The sequence below is a fragment of the Streptomyces sp. NPDC024555 genome (assembly GCF_055559335.1).
The window spans coordinates 1-15292 of the sequence record NZ_JBVHKV010000028.1 but is presented as its reverse complement, the minus strand read 5'-3'; the positions used below and the strand labels follow the sequence as shown (position 1 = coordinate 15292).

General features: G+C 72.6%; 13 protein-coding genes and 1 pseudogene. 12 read left to right on the top strand and 2 right to left on the bottom strand.

Annotated elements, in window-relative coordinates; all coding sequences use genetic code 11:
• Nucleotides 1–8: 8 nt before the first annotated feature.
• A complete protein-coding gene (locus tag ACZ4FH_RS33565) occupies nucleotides 9–899 on the top strand; it encodes an HpcH/HpaI aldolase/citrate lyase family protein (RefSeq protein ID WP_467309551.1) in 891 nt (296 codons plus the stop codon).
• A gap of 116 nt (nucleotides 900–1015) precedes the next feature.
• On the opposite strand, the gene ACZ4FH_RS33560 is transcribed toward ACZ4FH_RS33565, so the two are convergent.
• Together ACZ4FH_RS33560 and ACZ4FH_RS33555 are read right to left on the bottom strand one after the other, a co-directional pair.
• Nucleotides 1016–2173 carry an acyl-CoA dehydrogenase family protein gene (locus ACZ4FH_RS33560; RefSeq protein ID WP_467309550.1) on the bottom strand — a complete coding sequence of 386 codons (1158 nt, stop codon included), beginning with the start codon at nucleotides 2171–2173 and terminating at the stop codon, nucleotides 1016–1018.
• Between the two features lie 116 nt (nucleotides 2174–2289).
• Complete coding sequence (locus ACZ4FH_RS33555) at nucleotides 2290–3987, bottom strand: class I adenylate-forming enzyme family protein (protein ID WP_467309549.1); 1698 nt, start codon at nucleotides 3985–3987, stop codon at nucleotides 2290–2292.
• A gap of 310 nt (nucleotides 3988–4297) precedes the next feature.
• Between ACZ4FH_RS33555 and ACZ4FH_RS33550 the strand changes: the two genes are divergently transcribed.
• The 11 genes and pseudogenes from ACZ4FH_RS33550 (at nucleotide 4298) to ACZ4FH_RS33500 (ending at nucleotide 15158) form a co-directional block, all read left to right on the top strand.
• Nucleotides 4298–5455, top strand: coding sequence for an acyl-CoA dehydrogenase family protein (locus ACZ4FH_RS33550; protein WP_467309548.1), 1158 nt, complete (start codon nucleotides 4298–4300; stop codon nucleotides 5453–5455).
• 102 nt (nucleotides 5456–5557) lie between these two features.
• Nucleotides 5558–6313 (top strand): SDR family NAD(P)-dependent oxidoreductase, encoded by a 756-nt coding sequence (locus ACZ4FH_RS33545; protein ID WP_467309547.1) that lies wholly within the window; start codon nucleotides 5558–5560, stop codon nucleotides 6311–6313.
• A gap of 45 nt (nucleotides 6314–6358) precedes the next feature.
• Nucleotides 6359–7519, top strand: coding sequence for a thiolase family protein (locus ACZ4FH_RS33540; RefSeq protein ID WP_467309546.1), 1161 nt, complete (start codon nucleotides 6359–6361; stop codon nucleotides 7517–7519).
• A gap of 69 nt (nucleotides 7520–7588) precedes the next feature.
• A complete protein-coding gene (locus ACZ4FH_RS33535) occupies nucleotides 7589–8731 on the top strand; it encodes an acyl-CoA dehydrogenase family protein (RefSeq protein ID WP_467309545.1) in 1143 nt (380 codons plus the stop codon).
• Nucleotides 8732–8734: 3 nt separating this feature from the next.
• Complete coding sequence (locus ACZ4FH_RS33530) at nucleotides 8735–9919, top strand: acyl-CoA dehydrogenase family protein (protein ID WP_467309544.1); 1185 nt, start codon at nucleotides 8735–8737, stop codon at nucleotides 9917–9919.
• Nucleotides 9916–10284 carry a Zn-ribbon domain-containing OB-fold protein gene (locus ACZ4FH_RS33525; protein ID WP_467309543.1) on the top strand — a complete coding sequence of 123 codons (369 nt, stop codon included), beginning with the start codon at nucleotides 9916–9918 and terminating at the stop codon, nucleotides 10282–10284. Before ACZ4FH_RS33530 ends, ACZ4FH_RS33525 begins: the two co-directional genes overlap by 4 nt.
• On the top strand, nucleotides 10281–11450 hold the full coding sequence (locus tag ACZ4FH_RS33520; protein ID WP_467309542.1) for a thiolase: 1170 nt from the start codon (nucleotides 10281–10283) through the stop codon (nucleotides 11448–11450). Before ACZ4FH_RS33525 ends, ACZ4FH_RS33520 begins: the two co-directional genes overlap by 4 nt.
• Nucleotides 11447–12322 (top strand): HTD2 family dehydratase, encoded by an 876-nt coding sequence (locus ACZ4FH_RS33515; protein WP_467309541.1) that lies wholly within the window; start codon nucleotides 11447–11449, stop codon nucleotides 12320–12322. Before ACZ4FH_RS33520 ends, ACZ4FH_RS33515 begins: the two co-directional genes overlap by 4 nt.
• 33 nt (nucleotides 12323–12355) lie before the next feature.
• Complete coding sequence (locus ACZ4FH_RS33510) at nucleotides 12356–12499, top strand: hypothetical protein (protein ID WP_467309540.1); 144 nt, start codon at nucleotides 12356–12358, stop codon at nucleotides 12497–12499.
• A 56-nt stretch (nucleotides 12500–12555) separates the two neighbouring features.
• A pseudogene (fabG, locus tag ACZ4FH_RS33505) lies at nucleotides 12556–13317 on the top strand (3-oxoacyl-ACP reductase FabG).
• 281 nt (nucleotides 13318–13598) lie between these two features.
• Entirely contained in the window at nucleotides 13599–15158 is a 1560-nt protein-coding gene (locus tag ACZ4FH_RS33500; protein ID WP_467309539.1) for a long-chain-fatty-acid--CoA ligase, read from the top strand.
• Nucleotides 15159–15292 lie beyond the last annotated feature (134 nt).

Genomic DNA, 15292 nt, shown 5'->3' with positions numbered 1-15292 from the left:
AGCGACCGGTGGTGACCGCCCGCCCGCTGCGTTCGCTGCTCTCCGTCCCCGGCAGCAGCGAGCGGTTCATGGACCGTGCCCGCGACGCCGGGGCCGACGGACTCTGCTTCGACCTGGAGGACGCGGTCGCCGCCGCCGACAAGGCGACGGCGCGGCAGCGCGTCGCCGCGAGCCTGCCCGGCTATCCCGCGAACGGCCGCGAACTGTGGGTCCGCCCCAACGGCCCCGAATCCGGCCTCCTCGAAGCCGATCTGGACGCGGTCGTCGGTCCCGGCCTGCACGGGCTCCACCTGCCCAAGGTGGACGGCCCGGGGGACCTCGTCCGGGCCGACCACTATCTGACGTACCTGGAACGCACCCGGGACCTGGCGCCCGGGTCCGTCCGTCTCATGGCCTGGATCGAGTCCCCCGAAGGGCTCGCCCGGATCGAGGACATCTGCCGTACGGTCCCCGCGCGCCTGACCGCGGTGTCACTCGGCTCCGAGGACTACACCGCGGCCCTCGGTGTCCCCCGCACCCGGGACGGCGGGGAACTGACGTATGCGCGCGCCCGGATCGCCAACGCCGCCGCGGCGGCCGGCATCGGCGCGCTCGACGGTGCGGAGACCGACTTCCGCGATCCGGCCCTCTTCGAGGAGCAGGCCCGCAGGGCCCGGTCGGTCGGATTCGGCGGAAAGTTCTGCGTCCACCCCGGACAGATCGCCGTCGCCCACGCCGTGTTCGCCCCCACCGGGGAGGAGACGGCCTGGGCCGCCCGGGTCGTCGCGGCCTTCGAGGCGCAGGGCCCCGACGCGGGCGCCATCGCCGTCGACGGGGCCATGGTCGACCGCCCCGTGTATCTGAGAGCCCTTCGGCTGCTCGGCCGCCGGCCGGGCGAGGAGCCCTCGTCCATGGCGTAGCACCGCTGCGGGGTGTCCTCCCCTGCATGCCCGAGAGCCCGGACGGTGTGCGTACGCCGTCCGGGCTCTCGCTGGTCCGGGCTGTCGGTGCTCCGGGGTGCCTGTGCCCCGCCGGGTCAGAGCCCGAGGTCCTTGGCGATGATCGTCTTCATGACCTCGCTGGTGCCCCCGTAGATCCGCGAGACCCGGGTGTCCGCGTACAGACGGGCGATCGGGTACTCCATGATGTAGCCGTAACCACCGTGCAGCTGAAGGCACTTGTCGATCACCCGGCCGGCGGCCTCGGTGCAGAACAGCTTCGCCTTCGCGGCGTCGGCGACGGACAGTTCGCCCGCGTCGTGCAGGTCGAGCGCCCGGTCGGCCATCACCTGCATCGCCTCGACCTCGGTCGCGCATTCCGCGAGGACGAACTTGGTGTTCTGGAAGGCGGCGACCGGCCTGCCGAAGACCTGGCGGTCCCGGACGTAGCCGGTGGCGAACCGCAGTGCGGCGGCGGCGGAGGCGGCCGCGCCGAGCGCGATGGTCAGCCGTTCCTGCGGCAGGTTGTGTGTGAGGTAGGAGAAGCCCGCGCCCTCCTCGCCCAGCAGGTTCTCCACCGGCACCCGCACGTCCACGAAGGACAGTTCGGCGGTGTCGGAGACCTTCAGGCCGATCTTCTGCAGCTTGCGGCCGACGGTGAAGCCCTCGGAGGCGGATTCCACACAGAGGATGGACAGACCGGCCCGCCGGTTCTCCGGCGTGGCGGGGGAGGTCCGGCACACGACCAGGACCAGATCGGCCAGCGCACCGCCGGTGATGAAGGTCTTCGCGCCGTTGAGCACGTAGTGCGTGCCGTCGGCGGAGAGTTCGGCCCGCGTGGTCATTCCGGCGAGGTCGGAGCCGGTGCCCGGCTCGGTCATCGCGATCGCGGTCATGAGGTCGCCGGAGGCGAACCCGGGCAGCCAGCGCCGCTTCTGCTCCTCGTTCCCGTACGCCATCAGATACGGAAGGATCAGATTGGCGTGCACGGAGTAGCTGCCGAAGGAGACGGCCGCCCGCTGGGTCTCCTCCATGACGACGGCCTGGTACTTGAAGCTGCTCTCCCCGGCCCCGCCGTACTCGGCCGGCACCTCCGTACCGAGGATCCCCAGCTCGCCGAGGCGGCGGTAGAAGTCGCGCGGCGGGTGGCCCTCGGCGGCCCACGCCTCCTGGTGCGGCTCCACCTCCTTCTCGATGAAGCTCCGCAGCATCTCGCGGAACGCCTCGTGGTCCTCGTTGAACACCGTACGGCGCACGGCACACACTCCTTGCTCTGATATAGGTCGAACGATCGTTACGGGAAGGGCGGCGGGCCCCGCCGGCCGCGAGGCGGATCGCCCCGTACGGCGGTGAGGTACGCGCGCGGGCCGGCCTAGGCGTGGCCGCCGGAGTGGTGGAGGCGCCGGAGCTCCGTCTTGAGGATCTTGCCGGCGGCCGACGTGGGCAGCTCCCCGACGAAGTGGATCTCCCGCACCTTCTGGTACGGGGCGACCCGCTCGGCCACATGGTCCATGAGCCGCCGGGCCAGGTCCGGTCCGGGCGCGGCCGGGGCGCGGGGCACCACATAGGCCACCGGGATCTCGCCCACGGAGGGCGACGGCGCGCCGATCACCGACACCTGGTCGACGTCCGGATGGGCGGCGAGCAGCTCCTCCAGCCGGCCGGGGTACACGTTGTAGCCCTTGTAGATGAGCATGTCCTTGGCCCGGCCCACGATGAAGACGTGCCCGTGCTCGTCCTGGTGCGCGAGGTCGCCGGTGCGCAGCCAGCCGTCGACGTACTGCTGCGCGGTCAGCTCGGGGTGGTCCAGATAGCCGGAGGTGACCTGGGGGCCGCGCGCCCAGAGCTCCCCGGTCTCGCCGGCGGGCAGGACGCGTCCGGTGTCGACGGGGTCGCGGATCTCGATCTCGGTGTCGAAGACGGGCAGCCCCGCCGAGCCGACCGGGACCGGGTCCTCGGGATCGACGAGTCCGGTGACCAGCCCCATGGTCGCCTCGGTCAGGCCGTAGCCCTCCACCACCGAGGCGTTCGGGAAGAGGCGGGCCAGGGCGGCCGAGGTCGTGGTGTCGATGGGCGCGGCGCCGGAGTTCACCGTCACGACCTCGGGGTAGCCGCGCCCGTCGGCCGCGGCGATGAGCGCGTGCAGCAGGGCCGGCGAGCCCGTCACATGGGTGACGTGCCGCTCGGCCACCAGCTCCAGGTAGCGCACCGGATCGAACCGGCCGCCGGTCAGGATCGCCGTCTGCCCGGCCAGGACGTTGTTGGTCTGGCTGATCAGCCCCATCGCGTGGAACAGCGGCGCCACGGCGATCCCGGTGCCGCTGCCGGGCCCGGTCATCGTCGCCGTGCGGGCCGCGGGCACCGCCTCCAGGTGGACGCCGCCGTGCTCGTCCCGGGCGGGCAGGGCGCCCGTGCGCCAGCAGGTGAACTGCACGACGTTGGCGACGACATGGCGGTGCCGCACCATCACGGCCTTGGAGCGGCCGGTCGTGCCGCCGGTGAACGACAGATGGGCGAGCGCCTCGGGCGAGACGGCCGGAAGCGGGGTGTCGGGGGCCGTGAGCAGGTCCTCGAAGGGCGTGGTGCCCGGCGGCGGACCGTCCGCCCCGGCCGGTGCCGGAGCGGACCGCGTGGGCGGAACGGCGGTCACCAGCACCAGGCCGTCCGTGCCCGCCGCGCGCAGGGCGGGTTCGGTCGCCGGGTGGGTGAGGACGGCGCGGGTGGCGACCTCGTCGAGCTGCTCGCGCAGCGCGGCGGGAGGCAGCGCGGGGTTCACCGGGGTCACGGTCGCCCCCGCGAGGAGGACGCCGTAGTACGTGACGGTGAACCACAGCGAGTTGGGCTGGTGCAGGGCGACCACGTCGCCCGGCGCGATGCCGTGGGCGCGCAGGCCCTGGGCGACACGGCGGGCCCGGTCGTGGAGCTCCGCGAAGGTCAGCGTGGCCTCGCCGTCCCGGAGCGCGACGCGCCGGGGATAGCGGCGGGCGGATCCGGCGAGGACGTCGCCGATCGTGGCGTCCTGCGGATAGTCGAGTGAGGTGGGCATTCCCTTGGGCTTGCGCGGGTGCATGGGGGCTCCGTTGGCTGCGGCGCGGGCGCGGTGAACGAGCACGATTCATCTGGCCGAACATTCGTTAAGTTACGAGGCCGGGGGGTGCTTGTCCACCCTCCCGGGCAGCGGAGGCGGAGCCGGGAAAGGGGGCGGGCGGACCGCGCGGGCGTGTAGGTCGGGGCGCGGGGGCGCCTCGCGCCCGGGGGAGCCGGGGGCGTGATGTGACGTGGGCGACATGACGGCCCATGGACGTACCCGCACCGACAGGACTAGCTTAACGATCGTTCGAATGGGGATCGGAGAGTCCCACTCGCTGAGGAGGCTGCTCGTGCGGCGCACACTGTTCACCGACGACCACGAGGCGTTCCGGACGACCGTCCGGGACTTCATCGCCAAGGAGGTCGTGCCCGAGTTCGACGCCTGGCAGGAGCAGGGGCACCCGCCGCGCGACTTCTACCGGCGCCTGGGCGAACTGGGCGTCCTCGGCATCAACGTGCCGGCCGAATACGGTGGCGCCGGCGAGACCACGATCAAGTACGCCGCCGTGATCGCGGAGGAGACCCACCGCGTCGGCGTCAGCCTCGGCAACTACCAGGCCTACGCGCTGATGATCCTTCCGTACCTGCTGACCTGCGCGAACGAGGAGCAGAAGCGGCGCTGGCTGCCCGCCTTCGTCCGCGGCGACCTGCTGCCCGCGATCGCCATGACCGAGCCGGGCACCGGCTCCGACCTGGCCGGCATGATCACCCGGGCGGAGCTGTCCGAGGACGGCACGCACTACGTCCTCAACGGCGCCAAGACCTTCATCACCGGCGGTGTCACCGCCGATCTGGTCCTCGTGGTTTGCCGCACCTCGCCGGCGCCCGCGGACGACCGCCGGGGCGGACTGTCGATCCTCTGCGTCGACACGTCCTCCGAGGGCTACGCCGTCGGCCGCAGGCTCCGGAAGATGGGCCTGAAGGCCTCCGACACCGGCGAGCTGTCCTTCACCGACGTGAAGGTGCCCGTCGGGAACCTGCTGGGCGAGGAGGGCAGGGCCTTCGACTACCTCACCCGGAACCTGGCCCAGGAGCGGCTGTCCATCGCCGTCTTCAACGCCGCGGCCGGCGAGGCCGCCATCCGCTTCGCCACCGACTACGTCAAGGACCGCCAGGTCTTCGGCAAGCCGGTCGCCTCCTTCCAGAACACCAAGTTCGTCCTCGCCGAATGCGCCGCCGAGACCGAGGCGCTGCGCACCCTGGTGGACAAGGCCGTCGAACTGCACGACCTGGGCGAACTCTCGGTCGCCGACGCCGCCAAGGCCAAGCTCTTCAGCACCGAGGTGTCCGGCCGCGTCATCGACAAGTGCCTCCAGCTGCACGGCGGTTACGGATACATCCTCGAATACCCGATCGCCCGCCTCTACGCCGACGCCCGCGTGGCGCGGATCTACGGAGGCACCAGCGAAATCATGAAAACGATCATCGCCAAGGACCTCGGCCTCTGAGCCCCACCCGTCCCGCCGGCTCCCCTCCCCGCTGCTCCCGTCCCCGCTTCCGCCGTCCCGCTCACCCCACCTCGTACCGACCTCGTACCCGAAGGGCCCGACATGCAGATCAACGGTTCGTCCGCCGTCATCACCGGTGGTGCCTCCGGCCTCGGACTCGCCACCGCCAGGAAGCTGCTCGCCGCCGGAGGCAAGGTCGTCCTGCTCGACCTGCCCGGCTCCGACGGCGCCGCCGTCGCCGAGGACATCGGCGCGGTCTTCGTCCCCGGCGACGTCACCAGCGAGGCCGACGCCGCCGCGGCCGTCGCCGCGGCCGCCGCGCTCGCCCCGCTGCGCATCGCCGTCAACTGCGCCGGCATCGGCGGTTCGCGCCGCACCGTGAACCGGGAAGGCGCCTACCCGCTGGACCAGTTCACCCGGATCGTCACCGTGAACCTCATCGGCACCTTCAACGTGCTGCGGCTGGCCGCCGCCGAGATCGCCCGGAACGAGGTGACCGACGGCGAGCGGGGCGTCATCGTCAACACCGCGTCCGTCGCCGCCTACGAGGGCCAGATCGGCCAGGTCGCGTACTCCGCCTCCAAGGGCGGCATCGTCGGGCTGACCCTGCCCGCCGCCCGCGACCTCGCCGGTCTGGGGATCCGTGTGGTGACCATCGCGCCCGGCCTCTTCAACACCCCTCTGCTCGGCCGCGCCTCCCAGGAGGTCAAGGACGCCCTCGGCGCCCAGGTCCCGCACCCCGCGCGCCTCGGGGAACCCGACGAGTACGGCGCGCTGGCCGAGCACATCATCACCAACCCGATGCTGAACGGCGAGGTCATCCGCCTCGACGGCGCCATCCGCATGTCCCCCAAGTAGACCCGGCAACGCCCCACCCCACCCGCTCGCACAAGGAGATTCACGATGCGTGACGCAGTCATCGTCGACGCCGTACGCACCCCGGTCGGCAAGGGCAAGCCCGGCGGCGCCCTGTCCGGGATCCACCCCGTGGACCTGTCCGCGCACGTCCTGAAGGCGCTCGCGGAGCGCAACGGCCTCGACCCGGTCACCGTGGACGACGTCGTCTGGGGCTGCGTCTCGCAGGTCGGCGAGCAGACCGGCGGCATCGGCCGGTACGCGGTCCTCGCCGCGGGCTGGCCGGAGAGCGTACCCGGCCTGACCGTCGACCGGCAGTGCGGCTCCTCGCAGCAGGCCGTGCACCAGGTCGCCGCCGGCGTCATCGCGGGCCAGTACGACATCGCCGTCGCCGGAGGCGTCGAGTCCATGTCCCGGGTGCCCATGGGCTCGGCCCGCGCGGGCGGCGCCGCCGGTCAGCCGTACGGCCCGCTCGTCATGCAGCGCTACGACCACTACCGGTTCAACCAGGGCATCGGCGCCGAGATGATCGCCGAGGAGTTCGGACTGAGCCGTGAGGAGCTCGACCAGCACGCCGTCGACTCGCACGCCCGCGCCGCCCGCGCCATCGACGAGGGCCGCTTCACGGGCCAGATCGCGCCGGTCACCCTGGAGGACGGCACGGTCGTCGACACCGACGAGGGCGTGCGCCGGGGCGGCACCGTGGAGAAGCTCGGCGAGCTGAGGACCCCGTTCAAGGAGGACGGCGTCATCTCCGCGGGCAACGCCTCGCAGATCTCCGACGGCGCGGCGGCCCTCCTGATCACCACCTCCGAGATCGCCGCGCGCAACGGCTGGACGCCCCTGGCCCGCTTCCACACCGGCACCGTCACCGGCGTCGACCCGATCACCATGCTCAAGGGGCCGATCCCGGCCACGGAGAAGGTGCTGCGGCGCTCGGGGATCGCCCTCGACGAGATCGGCGCCTACGAGATCAACGAGGCCTTCGCCTCCGTGTCGCTCGGCTGGCAGCGCACCCTCGGCGCCGACTACGCGCGGATGAACCCCAACGGCGGCGCCATGGCCCTCGGCCACCCCCTCGGCGGCTCCGGCGCCCGGCTGATGACGACCCTCGTGCACCACATGAGGGACCGGGGCATCCGCTACGGCCTGCAGTCCATGTGCGAGGGCGGCGGCATGGCCAACGCCACCGTCCTCGAACTGCTCTGACACCTCATCACCTCCACCTGCCGTGGCCCGGCCGTCTCCGCGGACCGGGCCGCCGAAAGGACACCGACCATGGACGCAGACGACTTCCGCGCGGTCAGGGACGCGGTACGCCGCTTCGTACGCGAGGACGTCGTCCCGCGCGAGGACGAGATCGAGGCCACCGACGCCATCCCCACCGACATCCGGGCCAAGGCCGTCGACATGGGCCTGTTCGGCTACACGCTGCCCGAGGAGCACGGCGGCCTCGGCGCGAACCTCGTCGAGGACGTGCGGCTCGCCTTCGAGTTCGGATACACCACCCCGGCGTTCCGGTCGATGTTCGGCACGAACAACGGCATCGCCGGCAAGGTCCTGGTGAACGCCGGAACCGAGGAACAGCGCCGCACCTGGCTGCCCCGCCTCGCCGCGGGCGAGGTCGCCTCCTTCGCGCTGACCGAGGCCGAGGCGGGATCCGACCCGTCCGGACTGACCACCCGCGCGGTCCGCGACGGTGACGGCTATGTCCTCACCGGCTCCAAACGGTTCATCACCAACGCCCCGCTGGCCGGTCTGTTCGTCGTCTTCGCCCGCACGGGCGAGGAGTCGTACGGCACCAGGGGCATCTCGGTCTTCCTCGTCGAGGCGGGGCTGCCCGGTGTGTCGGTCGGCCCCAAGGACCACAAGACCGGACAGGCCGGCGCCTGGACCGCCGAGGTCCTCCTCGACGGCGTACGCGTCGGCGCGGACGCGCTGGTCGGCGGCGAGGAGGGCGCCGGCTTCGGGGCCGCCATGGCCTCGCTCGTCCGCGGCCGCGTCCACATCGCCGCGCTCTGCGTCGGCATGGCCGAACGGATCCTGGAGGAGTCCGTCGCGCACGCCGCGACCAGCCGACAGGGCGGGCGGCCGATCGGCGAGTTCCAGCTCGTCCAGGCGATGCTGGCCGAGATCCAGACCGGCGTGTACACCGGGCGGGCCGCCGTCCTGGAGGCCGCGCGCCGCCACGACTCCGGGGAGGACCGCAGGATCGGCCCCTCCGCCGTGAAGCTGTACTGCTCGGAGATGGTCTCCCGGGCCGCCGACCTCGCCGTGCAGATCCACGGTGGCATGGGCTACATGCGCGGCACCGTCGTGGAACGCTGCTTCCGCGACGCCCGTCTGTTCCGCATCTACGAGGGCACCAGCGAGATCCAGAAGCTGATCATCGGCCGTGCCCTGCTCAAGGGAGCGAAGTAAGCCATGGCCATGACCGAGATCCCGCTCATCGCCGGCCTCTCCGAGGACGAACGCGCCATCGTCGAGGTCGTCGCGGACTTCGTGGACCACGAGGTCCTGCCCGTGGTCCGGGAGCTGGAGCACACCGACACCTACCCCGAACGGCTCATCGAACAGATGAAGCGGCTGGGCGTGTACGGACTGCTCGCCCCCGCCGAACACGGCGGCACGGACGTCTCCACCGCCTGCTTCGCCCTGGTCGCCCAGGAACTCGCACGCGGCTGGATGTCCCTGTCCGGGGCCATGGGCGGCCACTCCGTGGTCACCTACCTCATCCGCACCTTCGGCACCCCCGAGCAACGGGCCGCCTATCTGCCGCGCCTGGCCACCGGCGAGATCCGCGCCACGATGGCCCTCACCGAACCCGGCGGCGGCTCCGACCTCCAGGCCATGGGCACCAGGGCCGTGCTCGCGGACGGCACCTGGACGGTCCACGGCACCAAGACCTGGATCACCAACTCCCGGCGCGCCGGCCTCATCGCCCTGCTGTGCCGCACCGAACCCCGGCAGGGCAAGGGCTTCTCGATCCTCCTGGTCGAGAAGGACGCCGGCTACCAGGTCTCCAGGGACCTCCCCAAACTGGGCTACAAGGGCGTCGAGAGCTGCGAGGTCGTCTTCGACGGCGTCACCGTCCCCGCATCGGCCGTCCTCGGCGGGGAGGCGGGCTCCGGCTTCGCGCAGATGATGCGCGGACTGGAGATCGGCCGCATCCAGGTCGCCTCCCGCGCCCTCGGCGTCGCCCAGGCCGCCCTGAACGACGCCACCCGCTACGCCCAGGAACGCCAGACCTTCGGACAGCCCATCTGGCAGCACCAGTCCATCGGCAACTATCTGGCCGACGGCGCCACCAGACTCCGGGCGGCCCGCCTGCTGACCCTCGACGCCGCCGCCCGCGTCGACGCGGGGGAACGCGCCGACCTGGAGGCCGGCATGGCCAAGCTGTTCGCCTCCGAGGTCTGCATGGAGATCGCCCTCAACGCGGTCCGGGTGCACGGCGGTTACGGCTACTCCACGGAGTTCGACGTCGAGCGCTACTTCCGGGACGCCCCGCTGATGATCGTCGGCGAGGGCACCAACGAGATCCAGCGGAACGTCATCGCCCGCCAGCACATCGCCCGCCACCGCATCGACGACGGAGGCCGCCGATGACGACCCCCGCCCAGGGCTACGCCGACGGCCTCGCCGCCGGCGAGCTGCGCTTCCAGCACTGCCGGGACTGCGCACGCCCCGTCTTCCACCCGCGCGTCCTGTGCCCGCACTGCGGCGCCGAATCCCTCCACTGGCGGGCCTGCGTCGGCCTCGGCACCGTCTACGCGACCACCGTGCTGCACCCGCGCGGCGGCGCCCCGTACAACGTCGCCCTCGTCGACCTCGACGAAGGCTTCCGCATGATGAGCCGGGTGGAGGGCGTCGCGCCCGAGGACGTCACGATCGGCGCACGGGTCGCCGTCGCCGTCATCACCGAGGACGGCGAACCGCTCGCCGTCTTCCGCCCCCTGGAGGTACGCGCATGAGTGCCACCGCCGGACTGCGCGGCCGGGCCGCCGTCGTCGGCGTCGCCGAGTCCGACCTGGGGCAGGTGGCCCCCGGACTGACCCACTTCGACCTCATGGGCCAGGCGACGGCCCGCGCCCTGAAGGACGCCGGGCTGAGGAAGTCCGACGTCGACGGCTTCTTCTGCGCCTCGTCCTACCTGCCCTTCCCCACCCTCGACGTCGCGGAGTACCTGGGCATCCGCCCGGCGTACGCCGACTCGACCAACATCGGCGGCAGTTCCTTCGTCGCCCATCTGCTCCATGCGGCCCTGGCGATCGCGTCCGGGCTGTGCACGACGGCCCTCATCGCCTACGGCTCCACCCAGCGCTCCGACGGCGGGCGCCTCGTCTCGCCGACGAAACTGCTGCCCTGGGAGGAGGCCTACCGGCCGCGCTACCCCGTCTCCATGTACGCGCTCGCCGCCTCCCGGCACATGCACGAGTTCGGCACCACCCGCGAGCAGCTGGCCGCGGTCGCCGTCGCCGCCCGGGACTGGGCCCAGCTGAACCCGAAGGCGTTCACCTACGGGCAGGGACCGCTCACCGTCGACGACGTGCTCGATTCCCGCATGATCAGCCACCCGCTGACGTCCAGGGACTGCTGCCTCGTCACCGACGGCGGGGGAGCCGTCGTCCTCACCAGCGCCGAACGGGCCCGCGACCTCGGCGTCACCCCCGCCTACCTCCTCGGCGGCGGCGAGGCGACCTGGCACCGCTCCATCTCGCAGATGCCCGATCTCACGACGACGGCCGCCACCGACTCCGGACGGCGCGCCTACGCGATGGCCGGACTGAAACCCACCGACGTCGACGTGGTCCAGCTCTACGACGCCTTCACCATCAACACCCTGCTGTTCCTGGAGGACCTGGGCTTCTGCGCCAAGGGCGAGGGCGGCGCCTTCGTCGCGGACGGACGCATCGCGCCCGGCGGAGAGCTCGCCGTCAACACCAACGGCGGCGGCCTCGCGTACTGCCACCCCGGCATGTACGGCATCTTCCTCATCATCGAGGCCGTACGGCAGCTGAGGGGCGAGGGAGGGGCGCGCCAGCAGCCGAACGTGAACGTCGCCCTGGTCAACGGCAACGGCGGCGTCCTGTCGAGCCAGGCCACCGCCCTCCTCGGCACGGCGGAGGCGCTCGGATGACCGCCGGAGCGGCCGAGGCGTTCGCGGCGATCGAGGCCGGATGGCGGCCCGGCCCCGTGGAGACCACCGGGTCCGTCGACGCCGCACCCGGCCTGGCCCTGTCCGGACTGTTCGACGTGGAGCCCGCCGTCCGCGCCGCCGGCGATCCGCTGCCGCCCCTGTGGCACTGGCTCCACCTCCTCGACCGGCCGGCCCAGGCCGGACTGGGCGAGGACGGGCACCCCAGGGACGGACTGTTCCTGCCGCCGCTGCCCCGCCGGCGCCGGATGTTCGGCGGCGGCCGGGTCGCCTTCCACGCCCCGATCCTCGTCGGCGACCGGGTGACCCGGCGCAGCGAGGTCGTCTCCGTACGGGTCCGCGAGGGCGGCTCCGGCCTGCTGCTCCTGGTGACCGTGCGGCACACCTGGACGGTCGACGGGCAGCCGCGCACCGTCGAGGAACAGGACATCGTCTACAAGCAGCCCGACGGCCGCCCCGCGCCCCGGACCGCCCCGCCGCCGGAGGACGGACACCCCCGGGAGCCGTGGCAGTTCACGCTCCGCCCGGACGAGACCCTGCTGTTCCGCTTCAGCGCGCTCACGTACAACGCGCACCGCATCCACTACGACCGCGCCTACGCCCGCGACACCGAGGGCTACCCGGACCTCGTCGTCCACGGGCCGCTGCTCGCCCTGGCGCTGCTGGAACTGCCGCGCCGGTACGCGCCCGAGCGGCGGGTGACGTCGTTCGTGTTCCGGTCCCGGGCGCCGCTGTTCGCCCCCGAGCCGTTCACCGTCGCCGGGACCCCGGCGGCCGACGGCGCCTCGGCGGCCCTGTCCGCAGGGACCGCCGGCGCCGCCCCCGCCGTCACCGCGACCGTCACGTTCGCCTGACGTACCCCCGTACCCCGCACGATCGGACACCCCATGCCCAGGATCTTCCCCCCGCCCGCCGCCTTCGCCGAGGCGGCCGGCACCCATGTCGGCGTCAGCGGCCGGGTCACCGTCGAGATCGAGGGCGCCGGCAAGCCCGCCTGCGTCGCGGAGGCCGTCGTCCGCGTCCACGCCTGACCGGGCCCCTTTTCCCCGTACCGCCCCACCCCTCTTCAGTACCTCAGGAGTCCACCGTGTCCGAGTCCGCCCAGAAGGTCGCCGTCGTCACCGGAGCCGCCCGCGGCATCGGCGCCGCCACCGCGCTCCGCCTCGCCCGGGACGGCTTCGCCGTCGCCGTGCTCGACCTCGACGAGACGGCCTGCGCCGACACCGTCGCCGCCATCGGGAAGGAGGGCGGGACGGCGCTCGCGGTCGGCGTGGACGTCGCCGACGCGGCGAGGGCCGAGGCGGCGGTCGAGCGCGTCGCCACCGAGCTCGGAGCCCCGCTCGTCCTCGTCAACAACGCCGGGATCACCCGCGACAACCTCCTCTTCAGGATGACCGAGTAGGACTGGGACGGTGTGCTCGGCGTGCATCTGCGCGGGGCGTTCCTGATGACCCGGGCCTGTCAGAAGCACATGACGGCCGCCGGATGGGGCCGAGTCGTCAATCTGTCCTCCACCGCCGCCCTCGGCAACCGCGGCCAGGTCAACTACTCCGCGGCCAAGGCCGGGATACAGGGCTTCACCAAGACCCTGGCCGTCGAACTGGGGAAGTTCGGCATCACCGCCAACGCCGTCGCGCCCGGCTTCATCGCCACGGAGATGACGGCCGGGACGGCCGAACGCCTCGGGCTGTCCTTCGAGGACTTCAAGGCGCGGGCCGCCGCCAACACCCCCGTGGGGCGGGTCGGCGAGCCCGCCGACATCGCCCACGCGGTGTCGTTCTTCGCCGGTGAGGCCGCCGGATTCGTGACCGGCCAGGTCCTCTACGTCGCCGGCGGACCCCGGGGCTGACCTGGGACGGGCCGCCCGCCGGAGCGCTCCGCCGGGCAACCCCAGTTTCCTTGCAGAACGTTCGTTCAAGCCATTGACCGGGGCCCGTACGCGGGCCATGCTCACTGCAAGCACCACGCGCGCGGCCCGGACGGGGCCGCTGCCGACGGAACGGGCGCGCCCCGCTCCCTGATGCCGGGCGCTGTCCGAACGTGGCCGCCCACCCCTCCGATGCGAGCCGGACCCGAGCGCCGCCGTGCGCGTCCGGCCCCGTCGACGATGCCGATGGAGGACTTCCGCACATGGGTCCCTTCCTGCCCGACGCCGTACGCGCCCACGCCCGCCGGGCCCCCGACGCCCCCGCCGTGAGCGAGGGCGGCCGCACACTCGGCTACGGCGCGCTCGACACGCGCGGCAACCGCCTCGCCCAGGCACTCCTGGCCGAGGGCCTCACCCCGGGACAACGCGTCGGGTACCTCGCACGCCCCGGGATCCTCGGCGCGGAGGTCCTGCTCGCCTGCGCCAAGGCGGGCCTGGTGGCGACCCCGCTGAACTGGCGCCTCGCCGCACGCGAACTGACCCGGATCGCCGCCGACGCCGAACTCGCGCTGATGATCACCCAGTCCGAGTTCCTCGGCCCGGCCCGGAGCGTCGCCGAGGCCCGCCCCGGCACCCCGCTCGTCATCGACGGCGACGACGGGGAGCGGGCGGCGGGGGAGCACGCGTACGAGGCATGGCTGGCCGGCGCGACGGACGAGGACCCCGGCCGGGGCTCCGAGAACGCCGTCCACCTCCAGCTGTACACCTCCGGCACCACCGGACTGCCCAAGGGCGTCCAGCTCACCCTGGAGAACACCGTCGCCGGCCCCGCGCAGCTCGCCGAGATGGAGTGGCGCCCCGACGCGATCGCCCTGAACGCCATGCCGGTCTTCCACATCGCCGGCACCGGCTGGCTCATCCAGGCCCTCAACGCGGGCGCCCGGACCGTCACCATGCCCGACTTCCGCCCCACGGACGCCGTGGAGCTGATGGAACGGGAACGGATCACGCACGCCTTCTTCGCTCCCTCCATCCTCCACATGCTCACCACCGTCCCGGGCATCGAGGGCCGCGACTTCTCCGCGCTGGAGACCATCGTCTACGGGTCGTCACCGATCACCCCGGCCCTGCTGCGCCGCTCCATGAGGATCTTCGGCTGCGCCTTCTACCAGAAGTACGGACAGACCGAGAACGTCGGCTCCTCCACCCGGCTGCTCAGCGAGGACCACGACCCGGACGGCCCCCGCGCGCATCTGCTGCGCTCGGCGGGGCTGCCCTTCCCGTACGTCGATCTGAGGATCACCGACCCGGTGACGGGCGAGCCGCTGCCCCGGGGCGAGGTGGGCGAGATCCTGGTCCGCTCCCACCAGGTGATGCCCGGCTACTGGAACCGCCCGGAGGAGAACGCGAAGACCCTCACCGAGGACGGCTTCCTGCGCACCGGTGACGCCGGCTACCTCGACCCCGAGGGCTACCTCTTCATCACCGACCGCATCAAGGACATGGTCATCACGGGCGGCGAGAACGTCTACCCCATCGAGGTCGAGTCGGTGCTCGCCGAGCACCCGGCCGTCCTCGACGTGGCGGTCTACGGCACGCCCCACGCCACCTGGGGCGAGGCCGTCACGGCGGCGGTCGTCCTGCGCGCGGACGCGGACCCGGTCACGGAGGCCGATCTCATCGCCTTCGCCAAGGAGCGCATTGCCTCCTACAAGAAGCCCCGCACCGTCCACTTCATGGACGAACTGCCGCGCAACCCCAGCGGCAAGATCCTCAAGAGGGTCCTGCGCGACACCACCGGGGGCGAGGACACCTCCGCCTGACGGGCGTGGCATGGGGCGGGCCCCCCCACCCCGGGGGGCGGGCCCAGTGACCCCCCCCCCACCGGGGCCGCGGGGCCCCCCCCGCCGATATCCCGGGACGGGCCGGGGGCCCCCGCCCGGGGCCCCCCGGTCCC

What these genes read in the sequence shown, in the direction of transcription:
- ACZ4FH_RS33540 (WP_467309546.1), top strand. Translation starts at nt 6,359, where the DNA reads ATGCGTGACGCAGTCATCGTCGACGCCGTACGCACCCCGGTCGGCAAG.
- ACZ4FH_RS33515 (WP_467309541.1), top strand. Translation starts at nt 11,447, where the DNA reads ATGACCGCCGGAGCGGCCGAGGCGTTCGCGGCGATCGAGGCCGGATGG.
- ACZ4FH_RS33545 (WP_467309547.1), top strand. Translation starts at nt 5,558, where the DNA reads ATGCAGATCAACGGTTCGTCCGCCGTCATCACCGGTGGTGCCTCCGGC.
- ACZ4FH_RS33530 (WP_467309544.1), top strand. Translation starts at nt 8,735, where the DNA reads ATGGCCATGACCGAGATCCCGCTCATCGCCGGCCTCTCCGAGGACGAA.
- ACZ4FH_RS33555 (WP_467309549.1), bottom strand. Translation starts at nt 3,987, where the DNA reads ATGCACCCGCGCAAGCCCAAGGGAATGCCCACCTCACTCGACTATCCG.
- ACZ4FH_RS33535 (WP_467309545.1), top strand. Translation starts at nt 7,589, where the DNA reads ATGGACGCAGACGACTTCCGCGCGGTCAGGGACGCGGTACGCCGCTTC.
- ACZ4FH_RS33525 (WP_467309543.1), top strand. Translation starts at nt 9,916, where the DNA reads ATGACGACCCCCGCCCAGGGCTACGCCGACGGCCTCGCCGCCGGCGAG.
- ACZ4FH_RS33500 (WP_467309539.1), top strand. Translation starts at nt 13,599, where the DNA reads ATGGGTCCCTTCCTGCCCGACGCCGTACGCGCCCACGCCCGCCGGGCC.
- ACZ4FH_RS33520 (WP_467309542.1), top strand. Translation starts at nt 10,281, where the DNA reads ATGAGTGCCACCGCCGGACTGCGCGGCCGGGCCGCCGTCGTCGGCGTC.
- ACZ4FH_RS33510 (WP_467309540.1), top strand. Translation starts at nt 12,356, where the DNA reads ATGCCCAGGATCTTCCCCCCGCCCGCCGCCTTCGCCGAGGCGGCCGGC.